General features: G+C 71.7%; 16 protein-coding genes and 2 tRNA genes. 2 read left to right on the top strand and 16 right to left on the bottom strand.

The genetic code is table 11. The features are described 5' to 3' along the window. Positions 1-389: 389 nt before the first annotated feature. The 6 genes from AB0E02_RS30170 to AB0E02_RS30145 form a co-directional block, all read right to left on the bottom strand. Positions 390-1,157: a ComEA family DNA-binding protein gene (locus AB0E02_RS30170; protein WP_362144926.1), complete on the bottom strand. Its 768-nt coding sequence runs from the start codon at positions 1,155-1,157 to the stop codon at positions 390-392. Between the two features lie 662 nt (positions 1,158-1,819). Then, the gene (locus AB0E02_RS30165) at positions 1,820-2,665 is read right to left on the bottom strand and encodes a DegV family protein (protein ID WP_362144923.1); all 846 of its coding nucleotides are present in this window, start codon (positions 2,663-2,665) and stop codon (positions 1,820-1,822) included. 327 nt (positions 2,666-2,992) lie between these two features. Beyond that, the gene (locus AB0E02_RS30160; protein ID WP_362144920.1) at positions 2,993-3,826 is read right to left on the bottom strand and encodes a hypothetical protein; all 834 of its coding nucleotides are present in this window, start codon (positions 3,824-3,826) and stop codon (positions 2,993-2,995) included. Positions 3,827-4,190: 364 nt separating this feature from the next. Further along, entirely contained in the window at positions 4,191-7,097 is a 2,907-nt protein-coding gene (locus tag AB0E02_RS30155; protein ID WP_362144917.1) for a class I tRNA ligase family protein, read from the bottom strand. A gap of 267 nt (positions 7,098-7,364) precedes the next feature. Next, positions 7,365-9,323: a S53 family peptidase gene (locus AB0E02_RS30150; protein WP_362144914.1), complete on the bottom strand. Its 1,959-nt coding sequence runs from the start codon at positions 9,321-9,323 to the stop codon at positions 7,365-7,367. 341 nt (positions 9,324-9,664) lie between these two features. Next, a tRNA-Ala gene (locus AB0E02_RS30145) sits at positions 9,665-9,737 on the bottom strand. A gap of 155 nt (positions 9,738-9,892) precedes the next feature. On the opposite strand from AB0E02_RS30145, the gene AB0E02_RS30140 reads away from it, so the two are divergent. Next, a complete protein-coding gene (locus AB0E02_RS30140; RefSeq protein WP_362144911.1) occupies positions 9,893-11,227 on the top strand; it encodes a glycosyltransferase 87 family protein in 1,335 nt (444 codons plus the stop codon). Between the two features lie 220 nt (positions 11,228-11,447). Here AB0E02_RS30140 and AB0E02_RS30135 read toward each other — a convergent pair whose 3' ends face one another. The 9 genes from AB0E02_RS30135 to AB0E02_RS30095 form a co-directional block, all read right to left on the bottom strand. Next, on the bottom strand, positions 11,448-11,681 hold the full coding sequence (locus AB0E02_RS30135; protein ID WP_030413843.1) for a hypothetical protein: 234 nt from the start codon (positions 11,679-11,681) through the stop codon (positions 11,448-11,450). A 3-nt stretch (positions 11,682-11,684) separates the two neighbouring features. Further along, the gene (locus AB0E02_RS30130; RefSeq protein WP_362144907.1) at positions 11,685-11,861 is read right to left on the bottom strand and encodes a hypothetical protein; all 177 of its coding nucleotides are present in this window, start codon (positions 11,859-11,861) and stop codon (positions 11,685-11,687) included. Between the two features lie 149 nt (positions 11,862-12,010). Continuing rightward, positions 12,011-12,083 (bottom strand) — tRNA-Ala (locus AB0E02_RS30125). 113 nt (positions 12,084-12,196) lie between these two features. Further along, positions 12,197-12,832 (bottom strand): histidine phosphatase family protein, encoded by a 636-nt coding sequence (locus AB0E02_RS30120; protein WP_362144904.1) that lies wholly within the window; start codon positions 12,830-12,832, stop codon positions 12,197-12,199. Positions 12,833-12,846: 14 nt separating this feature from the next. Continuing rightward, on the bottom strand, positions 12,847-13,281 hold the full coding sequence (gene rsfS, locus AB0E02_RS30115) for a ribosome silencing factor (protein WP_362144901.1): 435 nt from the start codon (positions 13,279-13,281) through the stop codon (positions 12,847-12,849). Between the two features lie 273 nt (positions 13,282-13,554). Then, positions 13,555-15,426 (bottom strand): LytR C-terminal domain-containing protein, encoded by a 1,872-nt coding sequence (locus tag AB0E02_RS30110; protein WP_362144898.1) that lies wholly within the window; start codon positions 15,424-15,426, stop codon positions 13,555-13,557. 24 nt (positions 15,427-15,450) lie between these two features. Next, on the bottom strand, positions 15,451-16,062 hold the full coding sequence (nadD, locus tag AB0E02_RS30105) for a nicotinate-nucleotide adenylyltransferase (RefSeq protein WP_051798734.1): 612 nt from the start codon (positions 16,060-16,062) through the stop codon (positions 15,451-15,453). Positions 16,063-16,114: 52 nt separating this feature from the next. Beyond that, positions 16,115-16,321 (bottom strand): hypothetical protein, encoded by a 207-nt coding sequence (locus AB0E02_RS30100; RefSeq protein ID WP_158745061.1) that lies wholly within the window; start codon positions 16,319-16,321, stop codon positions 16,115-16,117. Between the two features lie 96 nt (positions 16,322-16,417). After that, positions 16,418-16,567, bottom strand: a complete 150-nt coding sequence (locus AB0E02_RS30095) for a hypothetical protein (RefSeq protein ID WP_199812542.1) — start codon at positions 16,565-16,567, stop codon at positions 16,418-16,420. A gap of 151 nt (positions 16,568-16,718) precedes the next feature. On the opposite strand from AB0E02_RS30095, the gene AB0E02_RS30090 reads away from it, so the two are divergent. Next, positions 16,719-17,807, top strand: a complete 1,089-nt coding sequence (locus AB0E02_RS30090) for a M48 family metallopeptidase (protein ID WP_362144894.1) — start codon at positions 16,719-16,721, stop codon at positions 17,805-17,807. A gap of 60 nt (positions 17,808-17,867) precedes the next feature. Here AB0E02_RS30090 and AB0E02_RS30085 read toward each other — a convergent pair whose 3' ends face one another. After that, positions 17,868-18,992, bottom strand: coding sequence for a hypothetical protein (locus AB0E02_RS30085; RefSeq protein ID WP_362144891.1), 1,125 nt, complete (start codon positions 18,990-18,992; stop codon positions 17,868-17,870). Between the last annotated feature and the right edge of the window lie 46 nt (positions 18,993-19,038).

Genomic DNA, 19,038 nt, shown 5'->3' with positions numbered 1-19,038 from the left:
CCCTGTCCCGCCCGCCGCCCCACCACCCGTACCTGCCCTGGTCTGCCCGCCTTCCTTGTCCTCCTCGTACTGCTCATCCTCCTCGTCCTCCTCGTGCTTCTCGTGCTTCTCGTGCTTCTCGTGCTCCTCCGTTCCCTCGTACTCCCCGCCTCCCGCACGTTCCGCCCGACGCCGTAGGACAGCCACCCGTAGCGCGAGTGCCGCGAGCACCACCCCCACGGCGCAGGCCACCGCCACGCCGCCGCCGGATGCGCCCAACCCGATCGCCGCGGCGGCCCAGGCCGCCAGTGCCGGTCCAGCCAGGCGCAAATCGGGCGGCCCTTCCTGCCGCGGGTCCGAAGCGCCGCGCGGCGAGGGGGCCGTGGCGTGCACCGAGGGCCGAGCGGTGGTCATGGCTCCACCAAGGGCCGCAGATCGGCGAAGCGCCGATCGCCGATACCGGTCACCTGACGAAGCTGCTCCACCGAGGTGAAGCCGCCGTGCTGGGTACGGAATTCGATGATGTGGCGCGCCAGTACGGGGCCGACCCCCGGCAAGGCGTCGAGCTGCTGCTCCGTCGCCGTGCTGAGGCTCACCGGCCCGCTCGGGCCGGGTCCGCCGCCGGCCGTCCCACTGCCCGTACCACCGGCCCCGGCACCACCGGTGCCGGCGCCGCTCCCGGCCGCGGCGCCCGGCACGCCGACCGCGATCTGTTCGCCGTCGGTCAGCAGCCGCGCCCGATTGAGCCCGCTGACATCCGCCCCGTGCAGCACACCGCCCGCGGCCCGCAGCGCGTCGATCACTCGTGAGCCCGGCGGCATCCGGTGAATGCCGGGATGCCGGACCTTGCCCGTGACATCGACGACCAACTGGCGCCCACCACCGCCCGAGGAGTCACCCGCCGAACCAGTCGCGCCCGTCGACGAGGCCGACGAGGATGCGGGTGACGGGTGGGCGGACGAGTGCCGGTCGGCGGCCGCGCCGGGCCCGTGGTGCTGGTCATCCGGACCCGTGGCGGACCGTTCGACGGCCGGGGCGCGTACCGGTTCCGGGCGCCCGGTCCAGAAGTGGTGCACCGCGAACGCCACCGCCACGATCAGCACCAAGGCCAGGGCGGCCAGTGCCCTGGGGTCGGTACCGCACCGTGACTGCAGCCACAGCGGGAGGCGTTCGCGCACCGCCAGCCACGCCCGCTCCGCACGGCGCGGCCGCGGGGGCGGGGGCTGGGCGTGAGGCTGGGGCCGAGGCGGGGGATCGTGTCCGGGCGGCGGGGGCCCGGTCGTCGCGGCCGCCGGCTCCGTATCGCCGAAGATCGCCGCCACCCGGGCCCGTACCCGCTCACGCTCCCGTTCCTCCCGCGCTCGCGCACGGGAAGGGGCCACGGGTTCGCGCACAGGTTCCGGCGAGGACGGCACGGCTTCGCCCAGCAGGTCTGGCGAGGGCGCCAGAGGTGCGCCCACCGATTCCGGGGAGAGTGATGAGCCAGAAAGAGATGACAGGCCAGAAGGAGAGGGAGTGTCAGGATGAGGTGACGTGTCAGGAGCAAATGAAGTATCAGGCGGTACGTTTTGCTCATACGGGTCTGTTGCGTCGGACGCCCATGGCCAGCCGGAGAGTTCGGCAGAGGCTTCCGGGGCCGAGGAGAGGCCGTCTGCCGGCGCGGCCCACGCGGAAACGGATACGGACGAGTCGAGTCGAGCAGTCTGCGAGGAGTTCATAACTCCTGACGCTAAGTGACCGATGCAGAACCTGCTGAGCGGCGTCAAATCCCGTGGACAACCCCGCAGTTGTGGATAACTCCGTCACCCACACGTGCCCTGTCGTGCCCCTCTCGCCTCGCTCAGCGCGGCGACACCACAACCCCCAGCAGTCCCGGCCCCGTGTGTGCGCCGATCACCGCGCCGACCTCGCTCACATGGAGCTCGTTCAGCCCCGTGATCCGCTCACGGAGCCGCTGGGCGAGCGCGTCCGCGCGTTCCGCGGCGGCGAGGTGGTGCACCGCGATGTCGATCTGGCCCTCGCCCGCCCGTTCCGCTGCGATCTCCTCAAGCCGTGCGATGGCCTTGGACGCCGTACGGACCTTCTCCAGCAGCTCGATCCGTCCGTCCGCCAGCTGGAGAAGCGGTTTGACGGCCAGCGCCGAGCCGAGCAGGGCCTGGGCCGCGCCGATCCGGCCGCCGCGGCGGAGATAGTCCAGGGTGTCGACGTAGAAGTAGGCGGAGGTCCCCGCGGCCCGCTTCTCCGCCGCGGCGACCGCTTCGTCCACGTCTCCGCCGGCTTCCGCGGTCTCCGCGGCGGCGAGAGCACAGAACCCGAGGGCCATGGCGACCATCCCGGTGTCCACGACGTGTACCGGAACCGGGGCGTCCTTGGCGGCCATCACCGCCGCATCGTAGGTGCCGGAGAATTCCGAGGAGAGGTGGAGGGAGACGATGCCGGTCGCGCCGGCCGCCGCCACCTTGCGGTAGGTGTCCGCGAACGTGGCCGGGCTGGGCCGGGACGTCGTCACGCTGCGCCGCTTCTGCAGGGCCTGGGCTACGGATCTCGCGGAGATCTCGGTGCCCTCTTCGAGGGCCTGGTCCCCCAGGACGACGGTCAGCGGAACGGCCGTGATGCGGTGGCGCTCGACGGCCGTCCGCGGCAAGTAGGCCGTGGAATCGGTGACGATCGCGACATGGCGGGACATGAATGGGAGATTATCCGGGGATCGGGACGTCGCACAGTGCGGGTCCGTCCCCAAGATCTTCCAGGTTTCCCCAAGGCTCTGCCAAGTGCCCAGCGGGCAACGGAAGCATCACCTCCGCGACGCCCTCGCGACGGCCCCCGTGAGGCCCCCACGACGGCCACGGTCGCCCGGGCACACCGGTGGGCGCGGCCGGGCGGCGGGCTCTTCCGGTTGGCGACCCCTGGTGACGGGCTCCCGTGGGCCTCCCCTATGGCCGTGGGCGGGATGAGCCTTCCCCGGGGCCCCGCCCCGCCCCGCCCCCCACCCGCCTCCTCCACCTCGCATCACTCAAGTCTTGGTCGTACCGGTACCAGTGCCCGCTCCCGGACCCCCGCTCCCGCCCCTGCCCTCCGGCCGTGGAGTCGCCATGCCTTCCGCCCGCGGGGTCTTCTCCCACGGGTACGTCGGCCGGCTGCGGCCGTCGCGCGCGGTGATCGCCCGCTGGTGCTCATCCTCATGCTCCGTCGCCCCCGGGCGGTGACCGTCGGACGACGCCCCCTGCCCCGCTCCCGGAACGCCCCCGGAGCGACCCCAGCCCCCACCCTGGCCGTCCCTGTCTCTCCCCGGCTCGTCAGGGGCCTGGGTCCAGTGGCGCAAGGCGCCGGCCTCGACGTCGATCTGGTCGGTCAGTGCCGCGAGGTCGTCGTCGGCGAACTTGCGTGCCCGGTCGCGGGCGGCCCAGCGGAGCGACTCGGCGGAGTGCGTGATCCGCTCCATGCGCTCCCTCAGCTCCGGGAGGCGGGCGGCGATGGTGGCCCGGTCGGGCTCGCGTTCCAGCCGTTTGAGGTCGGCGTCCAGCTCGTGGCCATGGGCGCTCAGCCGCTCGAACAGGCCGATCGCCTCACTCAGGGAGGCATCGTCCGGCGGGCCCCCGTACAGCACGTCCTGGGTGGCCCGCATCGACGTTCTGAGCGACAGCCGCAGCTGGGCCAGCTCGCCGACCACGCCGGGCTGGGCGAGCTGCCGGGCCCGGAGGGTGGTGTCCTCGACCGTCCGGCGCGCCTGGGCGACCGTACGGTCCACGCCGCGCTTGGTCGCCTTCACGGCCTTGACCGTCAGGAGCACGCCGGCCAGGACGAACAGCACGAAGAGCAGTCCGATGATGGCGGCGGCGGCTTCCATGGGATCTCCCCCAAGCGTGTCGGTGGCGCCGGACTGTCGCCCGCGCCCTGTCCTTCCACCGTAAACGGAAAGGGCAGGTTGCGGGGTCCGGAAGAACCCCCAACCTGCCCGTAGGGGAAACCCCCTATACCGCGTTCAGCCGGCCTGCTGCCCGCCCCGGCCGGCGCCCGCCACTCCGTCCCTTACGGACCGGCAGGCGCCGTCGATAGCTCACGTCCTCACGGACCGGCAGACGCCGTCGATGACTCCGGTCCGTCCACACGTACCGGCACGCACCGCGGATGACTCGCATCCCCGGACCGGCAGGCACGCACCGCCGACAGCTCACGCCCTCACGGACCGGCATCCACGCACCGCCGATGGCTCACGCCGGGACGATGTTCACCAGCTTCGGGGCGCGGACGATGACCTTGCGGATGTCCGCGCCGTTCAGCGCCGCGACCACCGCCGGCTCGGCCAGTGCGGTCGCCTCCAGGTCGGCGTCGGAGATCGACGGGGCGACCTCCAGGCGGGCCTTGACCTTGCCCTTGATCTGGACGACGCAGGTCACGGTCTCGTTCACGACGTACGCCGGGTCCGCGACCGGGAAGTCCGCGTGGACCACCGAGTCGGTGTGGCCCAGCTTGCGCCACAGCTCCTCGGCGATGTGCGGGGCCAGCGGGGCGATCAGCAGGACCAGCCGCTCCGCGACCGTGCGCGGGACCGGGCCGCCCGTCTTGGTCAGGTGGTTGTTCAGCTCGGTGACCTTGGCGATGGCGGTGTTGAAGCGCAGGTTCGCCAGGTCCTGGCCGACCCCGTCGATGGCCTTGTGCAGGGCGCGCAGGGTGTCCACGTCGATGTCCGACTCGGGCACGTCCGCGACGGTGACCTCACCGGTCGCCTCGTCGACGACGTTGCGCCACAGGCGCTGCAGCAGGCGGTACTGGCCGACGACCGCCCGGGTGTCCCACGGCCGCGACACGTCCAGCGGGCCCATCGCCATCTCGTACAGGCGCAGGGTGTCCGCACCGTATTCGGCGCAGATCTCGTCGGGGGTGACGGCGTTCTTCAGGGACTTGCCCATCTTGCCCAGCAGGCGGCTGACCTTGTCGCCCTGGTAGTAGTAGGCGCCGTCCCGCTCCTCGACCTCGGCGGCCGGGACGGCGATACCGCGGCTGTCCCGGTAGACGAAGGCCTGGATCATGCCCTGGTTGTACAGCTTGTGGAACGGCTCGGAGGACGAGACGTGCCCCAGGTCGTGCAGGACCTTGGACCAGAAACGGGCGTACAGCAGGTGCAGCACGGCGTGTTCGGCGCCGCCCACGTACAGGTCGACACCGCCGGCCGGCTGTCCGTCGCGCGGTCCCATCCAGTACTGCTCGACGGCCGGGTCGACCAGCGCGTCGTCGTTGCGGGGGTCCAGGTAGCGCAGCTCGTACCAGCAGGAACCGGCCCAGTTGGGCATGGTGTTGGTCTCGCGGCGGTAGCGCCGCACGCCCCGGCCGTCGCCCAGGTCCAGCTCGACGTTGACCCAGTCCTCGTTGCGGGACAGCGGGGTCTCGGGCTGGGTGTCGGCGTCGTCCGGGTCGAAGGTGCGCGGGGAGTAGTCCTCGACCTCGGGCAGTTCCAGCGGCAGCATCGACTCGGGCAGCGCGTGCGCCACGCCGTCCTCGTCGTAGACGATCGGGAACGGCTCGCCCCAGTAGCGCTGGCGGCTGAACAGCCAGTCGCGCAGCCGGAAGTTGACGGTGCCCTCGCCGATGCCGCGCTCGGCCAGCCAGTCGGTGATCTTCGCCTTGGCCTCGGTGACGCCCAGGCCGTCCAGGGAGATGCTGTCGCCGGACGAGTTGACGATCTTGGCGTCGTACGAGGCGAAGGCGTCGTCCCAGGTGGCGGGGTCGGTGCCGCGGCCGTCCGTCGGCTCGACGACGCAGCGCATGGGCAGCTCGAAGGCGCGGGCGAAGGCGAAGTCACGGGTGTCGTGCGCGGGCACGGCCATGATCGCGCCGGTGCCGTAGCCCATCAGGACGTAGTCGGCGATGAAGACCGGGACCTGCTCGCCGCTGACCGGGTTGGCGGCGAAGGCACCGGTGAAGACGCCGGTCTTGTCCTTGGCCTCGGCCTGCCGCTCCAGGTCGGACTTGGCGGCGGCCTGCTTGCGGTAGGCGGCGACGGCCTCGCGCGGGGTGGCGTGGCCGCCGGTCCACACGTCGTGGGTGCCCTCGGGCCAGGCGCCGGGGACGATGGTGCCGGTGTTGTCGCCGTTCTCGGAGCCGGCGATCAGCGGGTGCTCGGGGGCCAGCACCATGTACGTGGCGCCGAACAGGGTGTCCTGACGGGTGGTGAAGACGGTGATCTTGTCGTCGCCCACCGGGAAGTCGACCCGGGCGCCCTCGGAGCGGCCGATCCAGTTGCGCTGCTGCAGCTTGATGGCCTCCGGCCAGTCCAGCGCGTCCAGGTCGCGCAGCAGCCGGTCGGCGTACGCGGTGATGCGCATGTTCCACTGGCGCAGCTTGGCCTTGAAGACCGGGTAGTTGCCGCGCTCGGAACGGCCCTCGGCGGTGACCTCCTCGTTGGCCAGTACGGTGCCCAGGCCGGGGCACCAGTTGACCGGCGCGTCCGAGGCGTACGCCAGGCGGTACTCGCCCAGGATGTCGGCGCGCTCGGTGACGCCCAGTTCGGCCCAGGGGCGGCCGTCGGGGGTCGGGCGGGTGCCGGCCTCGAACTGGGCGACCAGGGTGTCGATCGGGCGGGCGGCGTCCGCCTCCGGGTCGTACCAGGAGTTGAAGATCTGCAGGAAGATCCACTGGGTCCACTTGTAGTACGCCGGGTCGATCGTCTCGACCGAGCGGCGCGGGTCGTGGCCCAGGCCCAGCCGGCGCAGCTGGCGGCGCATGTTGACGATGTTGGCCTCGGTGGAGACCCGCGGGTGGGTGCCGGTCTGGACGGCGTACTGCTCGGCGGGCAGGCCGAAGGCGTCGAAGCCCAGGGTGTGCAGGACGTTGTGGCCCGTCATGCGCTGGTGGCGGGCGTAGACGTCGGTGGCGATGAACCCCAGGGGGTGGCCGACGTGCAGGCCGGCGCCCGACGGGTAGGGGAACATGTCCATGATGAACTTCTTGGGGCGGGCCACCAGCTCCGGGGCGCCGGCCAGCTCCCCGCTCGCGTTCGGGGCCTCGTAGGTCCCGTCCTTCTCCCAGAAGTCCTGCCAGCGTGCCTCGATGTCGGCGGCCAGCGCGGCCGTATAGCGGTGCGGCGCTGCCACCTCGGCAGCGGTGGTCGTCTCGCTCATCGTCCTCAAAGCTCCATCGATCGTCTCTGCCTGCGGAAACGCGCCTTGTTCCGGAACGTGTCCCGGAACCTGTCCCCGGAACTCCGGAAACAAAAAGACCCCTCGCACAGGAGGGGACGCCGCGCCGATTCCGACGGGTCTGTCATCCGTCGGCACTGATCAGCGCGGCCCGCTAAGCAGAAGGCGTACGGCACGCATGGCGCCAGGGTACCGCAGGGCGTGCGGGGCCCGCGCCGAGGATTCCCCCGGCGCGGGCCGCGCGGTCCGTCAGGGACGGTAGGAGCTCACGTAGCCGGCGCTGGGGCTGCCCACGCCGGTGACGTCGTCGTAGCCGACGACGGCGTGCAGGGAGCTGTCCTTGCCGAGGCTGCGCAGCGAGGTCGTGGTGCCCGCGCTGTCGTCGGTGCCGTTGACGTAGTCCACGCGGACGACGGCGAGGTCACGTCCGGCGCCCAGCGGGTGGTCGGTGACGTCGTGGTAGGCGGACGTGCCGTAGCGCTGGTAGATGCCGGGGTTGGCGAAGCCGATGGCCACACCGTGCCGGGCCTGCTGGGCGAGCGCCTGGACGCCGGCGATGACCGGGGCGGCCAGGGAGGTGCCGCCGATGCGGTACTCGTCGTAGCCGAGCTTGCCGCCGGGCAGGGTCTGGGTCTGGCCCACCAGGAAGCCGGTGTTGGGGTCGGCGACCGCGGAGATGTCCGGAACGGTGCGCATCCGGCCCTTCAGGAGGGTGTTGGACAGCGAGTCCGGGACGACGCCGCGCTGGTAGAAGGGCTGCGCGACGGTCTTGCTGACGCCACCGCCGGCCCCGCCGTTGAAGGCGCCGGGGAAGCCGGCCCAGCTGTTGCCGTCCTTGGAGAGCAGCGCCTTCTGGGTGCCCCAGCCGGTCTCCCACTGGTACTTGTCGTGCTTGCCGACGGCCAGGGAGGTGCCGCCGACGGCGGTCACCCAGGCGGAGTTCGCCGGGGTGTCGACCTGCTTGGCGCCGGTGTTGGCGACCTCGTCACCGTTGTCGCCGGAGGAGAAGTAGAAGCCGATGCCCTGGACCGCGCCCTGCTGGAAGAGCTGGTCGTAGGCGGCGGCCACGTCCGGGGTCTCGTTCGCCTCGATGTCGCCCCAGGAGTTGGAGACGATGTCGGCGAGGTGCCCGTCGACGATCTTGCCGAGCGAGTCGATCAGGTCGTCGTCCATGCAGGAGGAGGCGCCGACGTAGACGACGTCGGAGGCCGGGGCGACCGCGTGGACGGCCTCGACGTCGAGGGTCTCCTCGCCGTACCAGCCGGCCGCGCCGCACTCCTTGATGTGCGTGTATTTGTCGGGCAGCACCTGGGAGAGCTGGCCGCGGCGGTACGCGGCGTCGCCGTTGCGGGCGGCGTACGTGGCGGCGTCCTTGGAGATCGTCGGCGAGGCGAAGGCGTCGGTGATCGCGACGGTGACGCCCTTGCCGGTCCACTTCTTCGCCCCGTAGGCGGCCCGCAGCTGCTTGCCGGTGTAGCCCTTGACCGCGTACGGCGCCTTGCTCCCGTAGGCGGACGGCAGGCTCTTGTTGGTGCGCGAGCCGTAGTACGAGGAGAACGGGCCGGAGTTCCGGAAGACGTCCTCCGGGGGCGGCAGTTCGCCGGAGTGGTGCTTGGCGAGCTTCGGCGCGTTGTCCAGGCCGGTGACCGTCAGCACCGCGTCGGCCAGCGTGGCGGGCGCGGAGGCGGTGGTCGACGGGGCGTGGTAAGTGTGCCCACCCTTGCGGTAGTTGTGCAGGTCGGTGGCGAAGGCCTGCTCGGCGGCGGCCGCGTCGCCCTGGACCGTGAGGTAGCGGTGGGTGGAGCCGGTGACCTTCAGGCCGGACTTCGTCAGCCAGTCGGTCACCTTGGCTATCTGGTCACGGGTGGCACCGAAGCGCGCCCGCGTCTGGGCGGGGCTCAGGTACTTCCCGTACGCGGCCGAGTGCGGGTCGGACACGGCCCGGGCGTAGGCGGCCAGGCCCTTGGCGTCGCGGCCGGCGAGATAGACCCGGGCGGTGACGGCCGCGGAGTCCGCGGTGGCGCCCTGGTCGGCCTTCTGGGTGGCCCAGAGGGGCTTCGTGCCCAGCAGTGCGTGCCGGCCACCGTCGTGGCCCGCGGCGTCGGCGGCGGGCGCGCCGAGTGCGAGCGCGCCGGCGACCAGGGGCAGCGCGGCTGCCCAGGCCAGACCGGCGCGGACGCGCGGTGATCCGGTGTGGCTTGATCTCATGTAACCCCCTGCTGTGGCGATGCGCTGCGCTGCGGGGTGACGCGGTGCGCCGGTGCGCCGATGCGCGGCACCTCACGAGCGGTGCATGCGGTGGATGTGACGCTCACGCGATTCGCCACTCTTTCGGTGAACTGTTCATGTCAGGGGAATGTGATCACCAAGAAGAGGCCAAGGAATGACAAGGACTGGTCAGGAATGACCATCCGGCGAACACTGAATCCGCCATAGCGGACAGGGACTTGACCGGCCGTCACTCCGCATGCCGAGCACTCGCCCCACCCGGGAGCCGGGCGCACACAGCAAAGCAGGCCGTCCGCAATGGACGGCCTGCTTTGTTCTTGTGGAGCTAAGGAGAATTGAACTCCTGACCTCCTGCATGCCATGCAGGCGCTCTACCAACTGAGCTATAGCCCCAGATTTTGTTTTCCGCCCGGTTCCCCGCTGCGGCATCGCCTACATTACACGGACCTCCCCGCCTTCTGCCAAATCGTTCTCCCGGGGGCCCGCGGACGGGGCGCGCGGTACTGTCGGCAGGCCGTGCCCGATTCGTCCTGGGGGAGCCGTACGCCGTGACCGCGCTGGAGCTGGAACAGTCCACCGACCCCGGCGGCCCGCGCCCCGGCACGGGCGTCCTGCGCCGCCACCCGACGGCCGCGGCGGCGCTGGCCTGCCTGGTCTCCTTCACCGCCTTCTGGATCGCCCAGCGGCTCGCGCACGTCACGATGATCGACCTCATGGTCTACCGGGCCGAAGGGCTGACCGTCCGCAACGGCGAGTCCCTGTACGACATGGTGGCCACCTCGGCCCACCTGCCCAACACCTACCCGCCCTTCGCGGCACTGCTCTTCACCCCGCTCACCCTGCTCGGCGTCCCGGCGATGCGCACCCTGGCCACCGCCGGGAACCTGCTGCTGCTCGTCGCGGTCGTCGGCCTCTCGCTGCGCCTGGCGGACCGGCCCCGCCGGCTGCCCCGGCCGGCCGCCACCCTGGCGGTCTCGGCGCTGCTCGTGTGGTGCGAGCCGGTGTGGACGACGCTGCGCTACGGCCAGATCAACCTGCTGCTCGCCGCGCTCGTGCTGTGGGACCTGACCCGCAAGGACACCCACCGGTTCGCGGGTATCGGCATCGGTATCGCGGCCGGCATCAAGCTCACACCGGCACTGTTCGCCGTCTTCCTGGCCGTGGCCGGCGCCGTACGGGCCGGGCAGCGCCTGCGCTCCGGCGCCGGTCCGCGCGCCGCCTGGAACCCCTGGCTGCGGCAGGCCGCCGTCGCGGTCGTGACCTTCCTCGCCACCGCCCTCCTCTCCGCCCTCGCGCTGCCCCGCGACTCGCACCGCTTCTGGACCCGGATCGTGTTCGCCGCCGACCGGGTCGGTGAGGTGGAGATCACCGCGAACCAGTCGCTGCGCGGCGCACTCGCCCGGCTGCTGCACACCCATGACCCCGGCGCCTCCTGGGCCGTACTGGCCGGGCTGACCGCGCTCGCGGGCCTGGCCCTGGCCGCCGGGGCACTGCTGCGCGGGTCACCGGCCTCCCCGGCCGACGGCGGGCGCGCCTGGGCGGCCGTCGCCTGCGCCGCGACCGCCCTCCTCATCAGCCCGGTCTCCTGGTCCCACCACTGGGTGTGGTGCGTGCCGATGCTGGTCCTGCTCGGATCCGAGGCGCTCGACCGGACCGGCACCGGCGCACGCCGCTGGCGGGTGACCACCGTCACGCTCGGCCTCCTCTTCTGCTCCTTCGCGCTGTGGTGGGTGCCGCACCGCTGGCACCAGCACCAGGAACTGCACCAGAACGGCCTCCAGATGCTGCTCTCCGACGTCTATCCGCTCGCCGGACTGGCCGTGCTGGCGCTGGCCGGGTCCCGGCTGTGGCGGGCCAACCACTCCCCCGCCACCCGCGATTGACGTGGCGGGCGGCCCGTCGGGGAGCTGCCGGGGCGCCGGTCGGTACGCCGTCGACCGGTCCAACGGCGGGCGGACCCACGGCAGTTCCGCCCGACCGGAACCGACCGGAACCGTACGGAAGTGCCCGGAAGGCTCCGGAGATGCCCGGGAGGGGGTCGGAACGGCGCGCTGATCCGTCCCAAGGTGTTCGGAACGCGCGCCAGTTGGCGGCCGACGCCGGTCAGGCCGTGGCGAACGAGTAGAAGCGCTTGAGCGTGCAGTGCTCGTCGAGCAGCCGCCCGTAGATCGGCTCCCCGTCGAGCTCCCGGTAGGTCTCGATCGGGTCGCCCTTTATGACCAGGGCGCGGGCGCATTCCTCGCACCAGTACTGGTAGTCGGTGTTGACCGGTTCCATGTCGCGCACGATCGGCGTTCCGCTGCCGCACCAGTCACATTTCCTGCTGTGGGCGCCCATCCATCAGCTCCAACTGTGGCCGCAGGCCGTACAAACGAAGGAGATGCCGCCGTTGTCACCCAGCACCTGTGCGACGTGCGACGACCCGCACGAGGGGCACTGCAGGGCAGAGCCGTGGCAGGCGCCCGCCGCAGCGACGCCGGGCAGGCCGTCGACCTCCCCGAGGATGCTCGTGGGCATCGCTGTTTCTCCTCCCCTGGCGGCGCCGTCCGATTCTGCCACGGACGGCCCACCAGGTCAGGTCCGTCTTCACAGCGGGCCGGGCCCTGCGCGGGTCCGCACATACGCAATGATCCCGCCTCCATCTGGAGGCGGGATCATCCGGGTTGTGGAGCTAAGGAGAATTGAACTCCTGACCTCCTGCATGCCATGCAGGCGCTCTACCAACTGAGCTATAGCCCCGGGTCTTGTTCCGCTCCTCCGGGTTTTCCCCGGCGGCGCCGCGAACAAGATGAACTTTAGCCTGCGACCTGCCCAGATGTGAAATCCGGGTCCGCCGGGGCCACCGGCGGGGGTCAGACGTCGTCGCCGAGCACCGGCTCCGGCAGGGTGCCGGCGTTGTGCTCCAACAGGCGCCAGCCGCGCGCGCCCTCGCCGAGCACGGACCAGCAGCAGTTCGACAGACCGCCCAGGCCCTCCCAGTGGTGGGCCTCCAGGCCGAGCAGCCGCCCGATGGTGGTGCGGATCGTGCCGCCGTGGCTGACGACGACCAGGGTGCCGTTCTCGGGCAGCTTGTCGGCGTGGTTGAGCACCACGGGGGCGGCCCGGTCGGCCACCTCGGTCTCCAGCTCGCCGCCGCCGCGCCGCACCGGCTCACCGCGCTTCCAGGCGGTGTACTCCTCGCCGTAGCGCGCGAGGATCTCCTCGTGGGTGAGCCCCTGCCAGGAACCCGCGTACGTCTCGCGCAGGGCCGCGTCCTGGGTCACGTCGAGGCGGGTGAGCGCGGCGAGCTCGTTCGCCGTGGCGGCCGCGCGGCTGAGGTCGGATGCGATGATCGCGTCCGGCCGCAGGGCGGCGAGCAGCCGGGCCGAGCGCCGGGCCTGGGCCAGCCCCGCGTCCGTCAGCTCGATGTCCGTGGAGCCCTGGAAGCGGCGCTCCAGATTCCAGGCCGTCTGGCCGTGCCGCCACAGGACGATGCGGCGGCCCGGCACCCGCTTCGTGCCGTTCAGAGCAGCTCTCCGTCCTGCCGGCCCGCGGCGGCCTCGGCGTGCGCGGCGGCCTTGCCACGGGTGGCCTTGGCGTCCTCGGGGAGACCGATCTCCGGGCAGTCCTTCCACAGCCGCTCGAGCGCGTAGAACACGCGCTCCTCGCTGTGCTGGATGTGCACGACGATGTCGACGTAGTCGAGCAGCACCCAGCGGGCCTCGCGGTCGCCCTCGCGGCGGACCGGCTTGGCGCCGAGGTCCTTGGAGAGGCGTTCCTCGATCTCGTCGACGATCGCCTTCACCTGGCGGTCGCTGGGGGCCGAGGCCAGCAGGAAGGCATCGGTGATCGAGAGGACGTCACTGACGTCGTACGCGATGATGTCGTGCGCGAGCTTGTCGGCCGCGGCCTGGGCTGCGGCGTTGATGAGCTCGATGGAGCGGTCCGTGGCGGTCACAAGCGGCTTTCCGGGTCGAGGGCTGCTTCTCCGGCCGGTCACGGGGCGGGGGGCTCGGCCCCGCCGCGGCGCGCGCCGCGGTCCCCGTGGGCAACCGGATCGGCGGTCAGGTACCCCTCAAGGGTCTCACGGACCACCGACACTCCCGGCAGGGTTTTCGAACCAGCGGGTCAGATCACGCATCCGGGCTGGTCAGAGCGGTGGCGGCGGCTCCGGCCCACCGGTGACGGGTCGGGGCGGGCCGGTCCTGCGGCGGACCGCCCGCCCCTCCCGTCAGCCCTTGTAGTCCTGGCCGAGGACCACCGTGATGTCGGCGTTCCCGGCGCCCTTGCCCTGCCGGACCGCGCCCGCCGGCAGGCCCAGCGTCTTGGCGACCTCGGCCGCCTTCGCCTTGTCGGCGGCATCCGCGTACGTGACCTGGGAGGCGGCCCGGGCCGCGCCCGCCGTGCCGTCGTCGACGAAGGTGTAGCCGCCGTTGAGCAGGGTGACCTGCGCCTTTCCGGTCGCCGCCTTGTTGCCGGTGGCGTTGCGGACGGCCACCCGGGCGGTGCTGTCCGGGGCGGTCTTCTTGACCGTGCCGCCGAGCACGTCCTTGACGACGCCGGCCGCGGTGGTCTGGCTGAGCGTGCCGTCGGCCTGTACGGGCAGCAGGGTCGTGCGGTAGGCCCCGGTCTTCGCCAGTTCTGCGCGCTGCGCCAGCGAGCTGCCCAGCTGGGCCTCGGTGAGCGGCGGGTCGAGGACCTGGAGGAGGGCCTTGACGGTGGCGGTGGCGCCGTCCGAATCGCTGGAGACCTTCTTCAGCGTCGCCTGCATGACCTGGCCGAAGCGTTGGAGCTGCCGGGTCTGCGGCTCGCCGGGCGCCTGGTAGGTGGCGTAGGCGACGGCCGCCTGGCCGCCCAGGTCCTGGGCGCGGCCCTGCTTGACCACCGGGGAGGCGCCCTTCTTGGCGCCGGGCACGGTGGCGTCGGTGTCGAGGGTGATCCCGCCGACCGTCTCGACGAGGTTCTCCAGGTAGGGGGTGTCCAGCCGCCAGGTGGCCTTCAGGTCGGCACCCAGGAGGCTGTTGAGGGCGTCCCGGGTGGGCTCGGCGCCGTCGGCCTTCACGGACCTGCCGAGCGTGGTGGCGCTGCCGTCGTCCTTGGGGACCACGAGGCTGTTGGGCAGCAGGACGGTGGTGCCCTTGTGGGTGGTCTCGTTGTCCACCAGGAGCGCGGTCGAGCTGTTGCCCGTCTTGGTGTCCCGCAGGTGCACGACGAGGACGTCGCGCTTCTGGCCGCCGGCCGCGGCGGCCTGGCCGCTGCCCGGCCCGGCCAGTCCGGGCAGCTTGCCCGCCCACCACAGGTAGCCGGCACCACCGGCCACCAGGAGGACCAGGACGACCGACAGCGCGATCATCCGGCTGCGGCCGCGCCGCTTGGCCTCCTCGCGCCGCTCGGTGCGGCTCTCGGTGAACTTCAGCCAGTCGATGACGTCTTCGGAGTCCTCGTCGGGCTCCTCGATGAAGGAGAACTGTTCGGTGCGGTACTCCGGGTCGCCGGAAGGGGCACCGCCGGCCCGGTCGGCCGGGCCGTTCGCCGTCTCCGCCGCCGGACCGTCCGAGGGGGCGCGGCGCCCGCCGCCGCCCGGCTGCCGGGTGTCGTCGCGGCCACCGGGTGCCGGTCCGCCGTGGCGCTGCTCCTCGTAGGAGAGCTGCTCGTACGGCGACTGCTGGGACTGCTGAGGGATCCACTCCTGCGGGGGGACCTGCTGCGGGGGTGCCTGCTGGGGGGCTGCCTGCTGCGGCCGGCCGTACGGGTCGTACTGCTGCGGGTGGCCGGGTTCGGCCTGGACCTGGCCGCGGCCGTACGGGTCGTAGCCGTAGTCGCCGCCGGTCTGGTGCCCCTGGTGACCTTGGTAGGCCTGCTGCGCCTGGTGGCCCTGCGCCGTGCCGTACGGGTCGTAGCCCTCGTAGGCGGGCGGGGCGGAGTGGCCGCCGTACGGGTCGTGTTGCTGTTCGTACGGCGGCCGGGCGGCGTCGTGGTAGACCGGCTGCCCGTAGGCGTCGTAGGTGTAGCCCGGCTGTCCCTGCTGCCCTTGTTGCTCCTGGGCGTAAGGGTCGCGGGCATACGGGTCCTGCGGCCCGTACGGATCGTGTCGGTCGCTCACCGGTGCCCCTTTCCGTCAGCCCCGTCAGCGGTCGTTGCGGTACAGCTGCTTTTTGTCGATGTAGCGCACCACACCGTCCGGCACCAGGTACCAGACCGGATCCCCCTGGGCGACGCGCGCCCGGCAGTCGGTCGAGGAGATGGCCAGCGCGGGCACCTCGACCAGGGACACCGCCCCCTCGGGCAGCCCGGGGTCCGCGAGGACGTGGCCGGGCCTGGTCACCCCGATGAAGTGGGCGAGCGACACCAGCTCCGCGGCATCGTGCCAGGTCAGGATCTGACTGAGCGCGTCGGCGCCGGTGATGAAGAACAGATCCGCGTCACGGTGCTCCGCGCGCAGATCACGCAGCGTGTCTATCGTGTACGTCTTGCCGCCGCGGTCGATGTCGATGCGGCTGACGGAGAACTGCGGGTTCGACGCGGTCGCGATGACCGTCATCAGATACCGGTCCTCGGCCGGGGACACCTTCTTGTGGCTCTTCTGCCACGGCTGTCCGGTCGGCACGAAAATGACCTCGTCGAGGTGGAACTGGCTGGCCACCTCGCTGGCGGCGACCAGGTGTCCGTGGTGGATCGGGTCGAACGTCCCGCCCATCACTCCGAGTCGCCGCTTCACGGGCCCTGTGTGCTCTCCCATGCGTGCAGACCCTACTGGGCGACGCGCGATGCCGGGGGCCGGGTGCCGGGGCTCAGCGGTCCCGGTTGAAGCGGGTCGTGACCCACAGCAGGAGGAGCAGGACAAACAGGGCACCGCCGCCGGTCAGGAAGGGGCTGAGGCTGGCGTGACCGCCCTCGTGGCCGGGTTCGGCGGCGAGGGAAACCAGGGACTGTGCGGTGGTGTGCAGGCTCATCGTCAGCAGGACCAATCCGGGCTCGGTGCGGGCAGAGACTTCCACCACATCGTATGCGTCGGCCCACTACGGGCTCACGGCGACTCCACCCGGATGCGCCCGGCGGCGTCCGCACGCCTGACGGGGCGCGCTCCCGGCCGGTCAGTCCTGGCCGTAGCCGCGCAGCAGGAACCACGCCAGAAGGGCGGCGCCGAGCACGCCCACGATGATCACGGTGCGCAGGATCCATCCGGGGCCGCCGTCCCTGGCGGTCTCCTCGGCTGCGGCGAGCAGCAGGCTCGGATGCGGCATGGCGGCGCTCCTCGGGTACCGGCCCGGCGGGTCTTTTGTACGGGCCTGTGCGGTCATTGGTGCGATCGCCAGCGTACGCCCGAGCATCCATTCGCCTGTCAGTGGCGTCCTCTAGTCTGAAACTCACGCAGTCGAAGAGGGGGAGGCCCCAATGACGGAGAGCCCAGACGGCAGCGCGCGTGTACCGAGCCGGGACCGGCGGCGATTCCCCGGAATCTCCTCGCGGTCGTACGAACACCCCGCGGACCGCTCGGCGCTGGTCGCCCTGCGCAAGCTCAGCGGGTTCGACACCGTCTTCAAAACGCTCAGCGGCCTGTTGCCGGAGCGCAGCCTCCGGCTGCTGTTCCTGTCGGACTCGGTGCGCGTCAGCGACCAGCAGTTCTCGCACCTGAACGACATGCTGCGCGACGCCTGCTACATCCTGGACCTGGAGAAGGTCCCGCCGATGTACGTCAATCAGGACCCGCAGCCCAACGCCATGTGCATCGGCCTGGACGAGCCGATCATCGTGGTGACGACCGGTCTCGTCGAGCTGCTCGACGAGGAGGAGATGCGGGCGGTCGTCGGCCACGAGGTCGGCCACGCCCTCTCCGGGCACGCTGTCTACCGCACGATCCTGCTGTTCCTGACGAACCTCGCCATGAAGGTCGCCTGGATCCCGCTGGGGAACGTCGCGATCATGGCGATCGTGACGGCGCTGCGCGAGTGGTTCCGCAAGTCCGAGCTGTCGGCGGACCGCGCCGGGCTGCTGGTCGGCCAGGACCTCAAGGCCTCGATGCGCGGCCTGATGAAGCTGGCCGGCGGCAATCATCTGCACGAGATGAACGTCGACGCCTTCCTCAAGCAGGCCGACGAGTACGAGTCGGGCGGCGATCTGCGCGACTCCGTGCTGAAGATCCTCAACCTCCTGCCGCGCAGCCACCCGTTCACCACCGTCCGGGCGGCCGAGCTGAAGAAGTGGGCGGCCAGCCGCGACTACCAGCGGATCATGGACGGCCACTACCCCCGCCGCGACGAGGACAAGGACGCCTCGGTGTCCGACTCGTTCCGGGACTCGGCGGCGCATTACGCCGAGTCGGTCCGCAACAGCAAGGACCCGCTGATGGGCCTGGTCCGCGATATCGCGGGCGGTGCGGGCGACTTGGGCGGCAAGCTGCGGGACACGGTCTTCGGCGGCGGCTCGCGCGGCGGCCAGGGCGGCGCCAACGGCACGGACCGGACCAACGGCTCGGAAGCCTGACGGAACGACGCGCACGACGCCCGGCGGAGCGGCTCGCACGCCCGGCGGGCCCTTCGACGCCTAGCGGATCGGGTGGACCGGCTTCGGCTCGGCGGACGGCGCCAGCTGACCGCACAGCGAGGGGTTGGCCCGGTCCCTGGCGTACGGGTCGGTGCCGGCCGGGCGGTCGCTGCCGGCGTGCTGTCCCGCGAAGAGCGGGTGCAGCGCGTCGGCCGACTGCGAGGAGCAGGCCAGCGGCCCGGCCTGCAGGCTGCTCTGCAGCACCTCCAGGCGGTGGTCGGTCAGGTCGTCGCGGCCCAGCCGGAAGTGCATCTCGCGCCGCACGGTGACCAGCGAGGCGGCGCCCGGGGTGGCCTTGCCGACGTCCTGGCCGGCCGCGGCCCGCTGCGCGCCGGGGGCGGGCCGGACGGCGTAGACGAAGGTGTAGTCCGCGGTGACCTCCAGCGCGTCCGGGCTCAACTCCGCGGCGGACAGCGTGCCGTTGACCCGTACGTTCCGGTCGGCGAGCCGGGTCTGCTTCGGGTCGAAGCGGACCAGCCAGCCGGTGGCGGCGTTCCGGCCGTTGTCGTCCGGGTGCGCCAAGCTGCGGTCGAACTGGTCGAGTTGGCCGGTGTCGAGCAGCAGCCGCAGCGGCCGTACGGAACCGCCGGTGAGGGCGTTCGGGTCCAGCGAGGAGCGGACGAGGTAGTCCTTGGCGATGGTCAGCGCGGAGACGATCTGGCCGTCGGAGAAGTGGTCGGTGCGGGAGACCGTGGGCAGGTTCACGCCCGCGGCGCCGATCCGGTAATCCGCCGCGGGGCTGTGCGCGAAGAGGTCCTCGGGCGTCCCCCCGGGCACCTCCCCGCTCGGCGCGAGCGGCACGACGGCCGACCGCAACGGCTGCACCCGGGGCGGTTCCGGGGTCTTGTAGGGGTGCCGGATGCCCATGTAGACGGCGGTGCCGAAGGCCAGCACGATCAGCAGCACCAGGAGGATCGCCTGCCGGGAGCCCCCCAGCCGCATCCAGGCGCGGCGGGTCTTCACCGCGGGTGCATGGTGCTCGCCGAGCCGTTCGTCGGCGGAGAATTCCTGCAGCCGCGCAGCGCGCACGAACGATTCGTCGAAGACGACGGATCGGTACTCGTCCTCACCGCCTCCCGGGGCGCCGTTGGGCGTCCCTTCGGGAGGGTCACCAGGCCCGGTCATACAACAAGAGTAGGTCGGCCGGGGCGAACGTAAACGCCGGGGCGGC

Source organism: Streptomyces sp. NPDC048196 (assembly GCF_040652715.1).
Classification (GTDB): Bacteria; Actinomycetota; Actinomycetes; order Streptomycetales; family Streptomycetaceae; genus Streptomyces; species Streptomyces siderophoricus.
The sequence above is the reverse complement of the archived record's forward strand: the minus strand, read 5'-3'. Positions and strand labels throughout refer to the sequence as shown.

What these genes read in the sequence shown, in the direction of transcription:
- nadD (WP_051798734.1), bottom strand. Translation starts at nt 16,062, where the DNA reads ATGGGAGAGCACACAGGGCCCGTGAAGCGGCGACTCGGAGTGATGGGC.
- AB0E02_RS30160 (WP_362144920.1), bottom strand. Translation starts at nt 3,826, where the DNA reads ATGGAAGCCGCCGCCGCCATCATCGGACTGCTCTTCGTGCTGTTCGTC.
- AB0E02_RS30150 (WP_362144914.1), bottom strand. Translation starts at nt 9,323, where the DNA reads ATGAGATCAAGCCACACCGGATCACCGCGCGTCCGCGCCGGTCTGGCC.
- AB0E02_RS30135 (WP_030413843.1), bottom strand. Translation starts at nt 11,681, where the DNA reads ATGGGCGCCCACAGCAGGAAATGTGACTGGTGCGGCAGCGGAACGCCG.
- AB0E02_RS30165 (WP_362144923.1), bottom strand. Translation starts at nt 2,665, where the DNA reads ATGTCCCGCCATGTCGCGATCGTCACCGATTCCACGGCCTACTTGCCG.
- AB0E02_RS30095 (WP_199812542.1), bottom strand. Translation starts at nt 16,567, where the DNA reads ATGCCGCATCCGAGCCTGCTGCTCGCCGCAGCCGAGGAGACCGCCAGG.
- AB0E02_RS30155 (WP_362144917.1), bottom strand. Translation starts at nt 7,097, where the DNA reads ATGAGCGAGACGACCACCGCTGCCGAGGTGGCAGCGCCGCACCGCTAT.
- AB0E02_RS30085 (WP_362144891.1), bottom strand. Translation starts at nt 18,992, where the DNA reads ATGACCGGGCCTGGTGACCCTCCCGAAGGGACGCCCAACGGCGCCCCG.
- AB0E02_RS30130 (WP_362144907.1), bottom strand. Translation starts at nt 11,861, where the DNA reads ATGCCCACGAGCATCCTCGGGGAGGTCGACGGCCTGCCCGGCGTCGCT.
- AB0E02_RS30090 (WP_362144894.1), top strand. Translation starts at nt 16,719, where the DNA reads ATGACGGAGAGCCCAGACGGCAGCGCGCGTGTACCGAGCCGGGACCGG.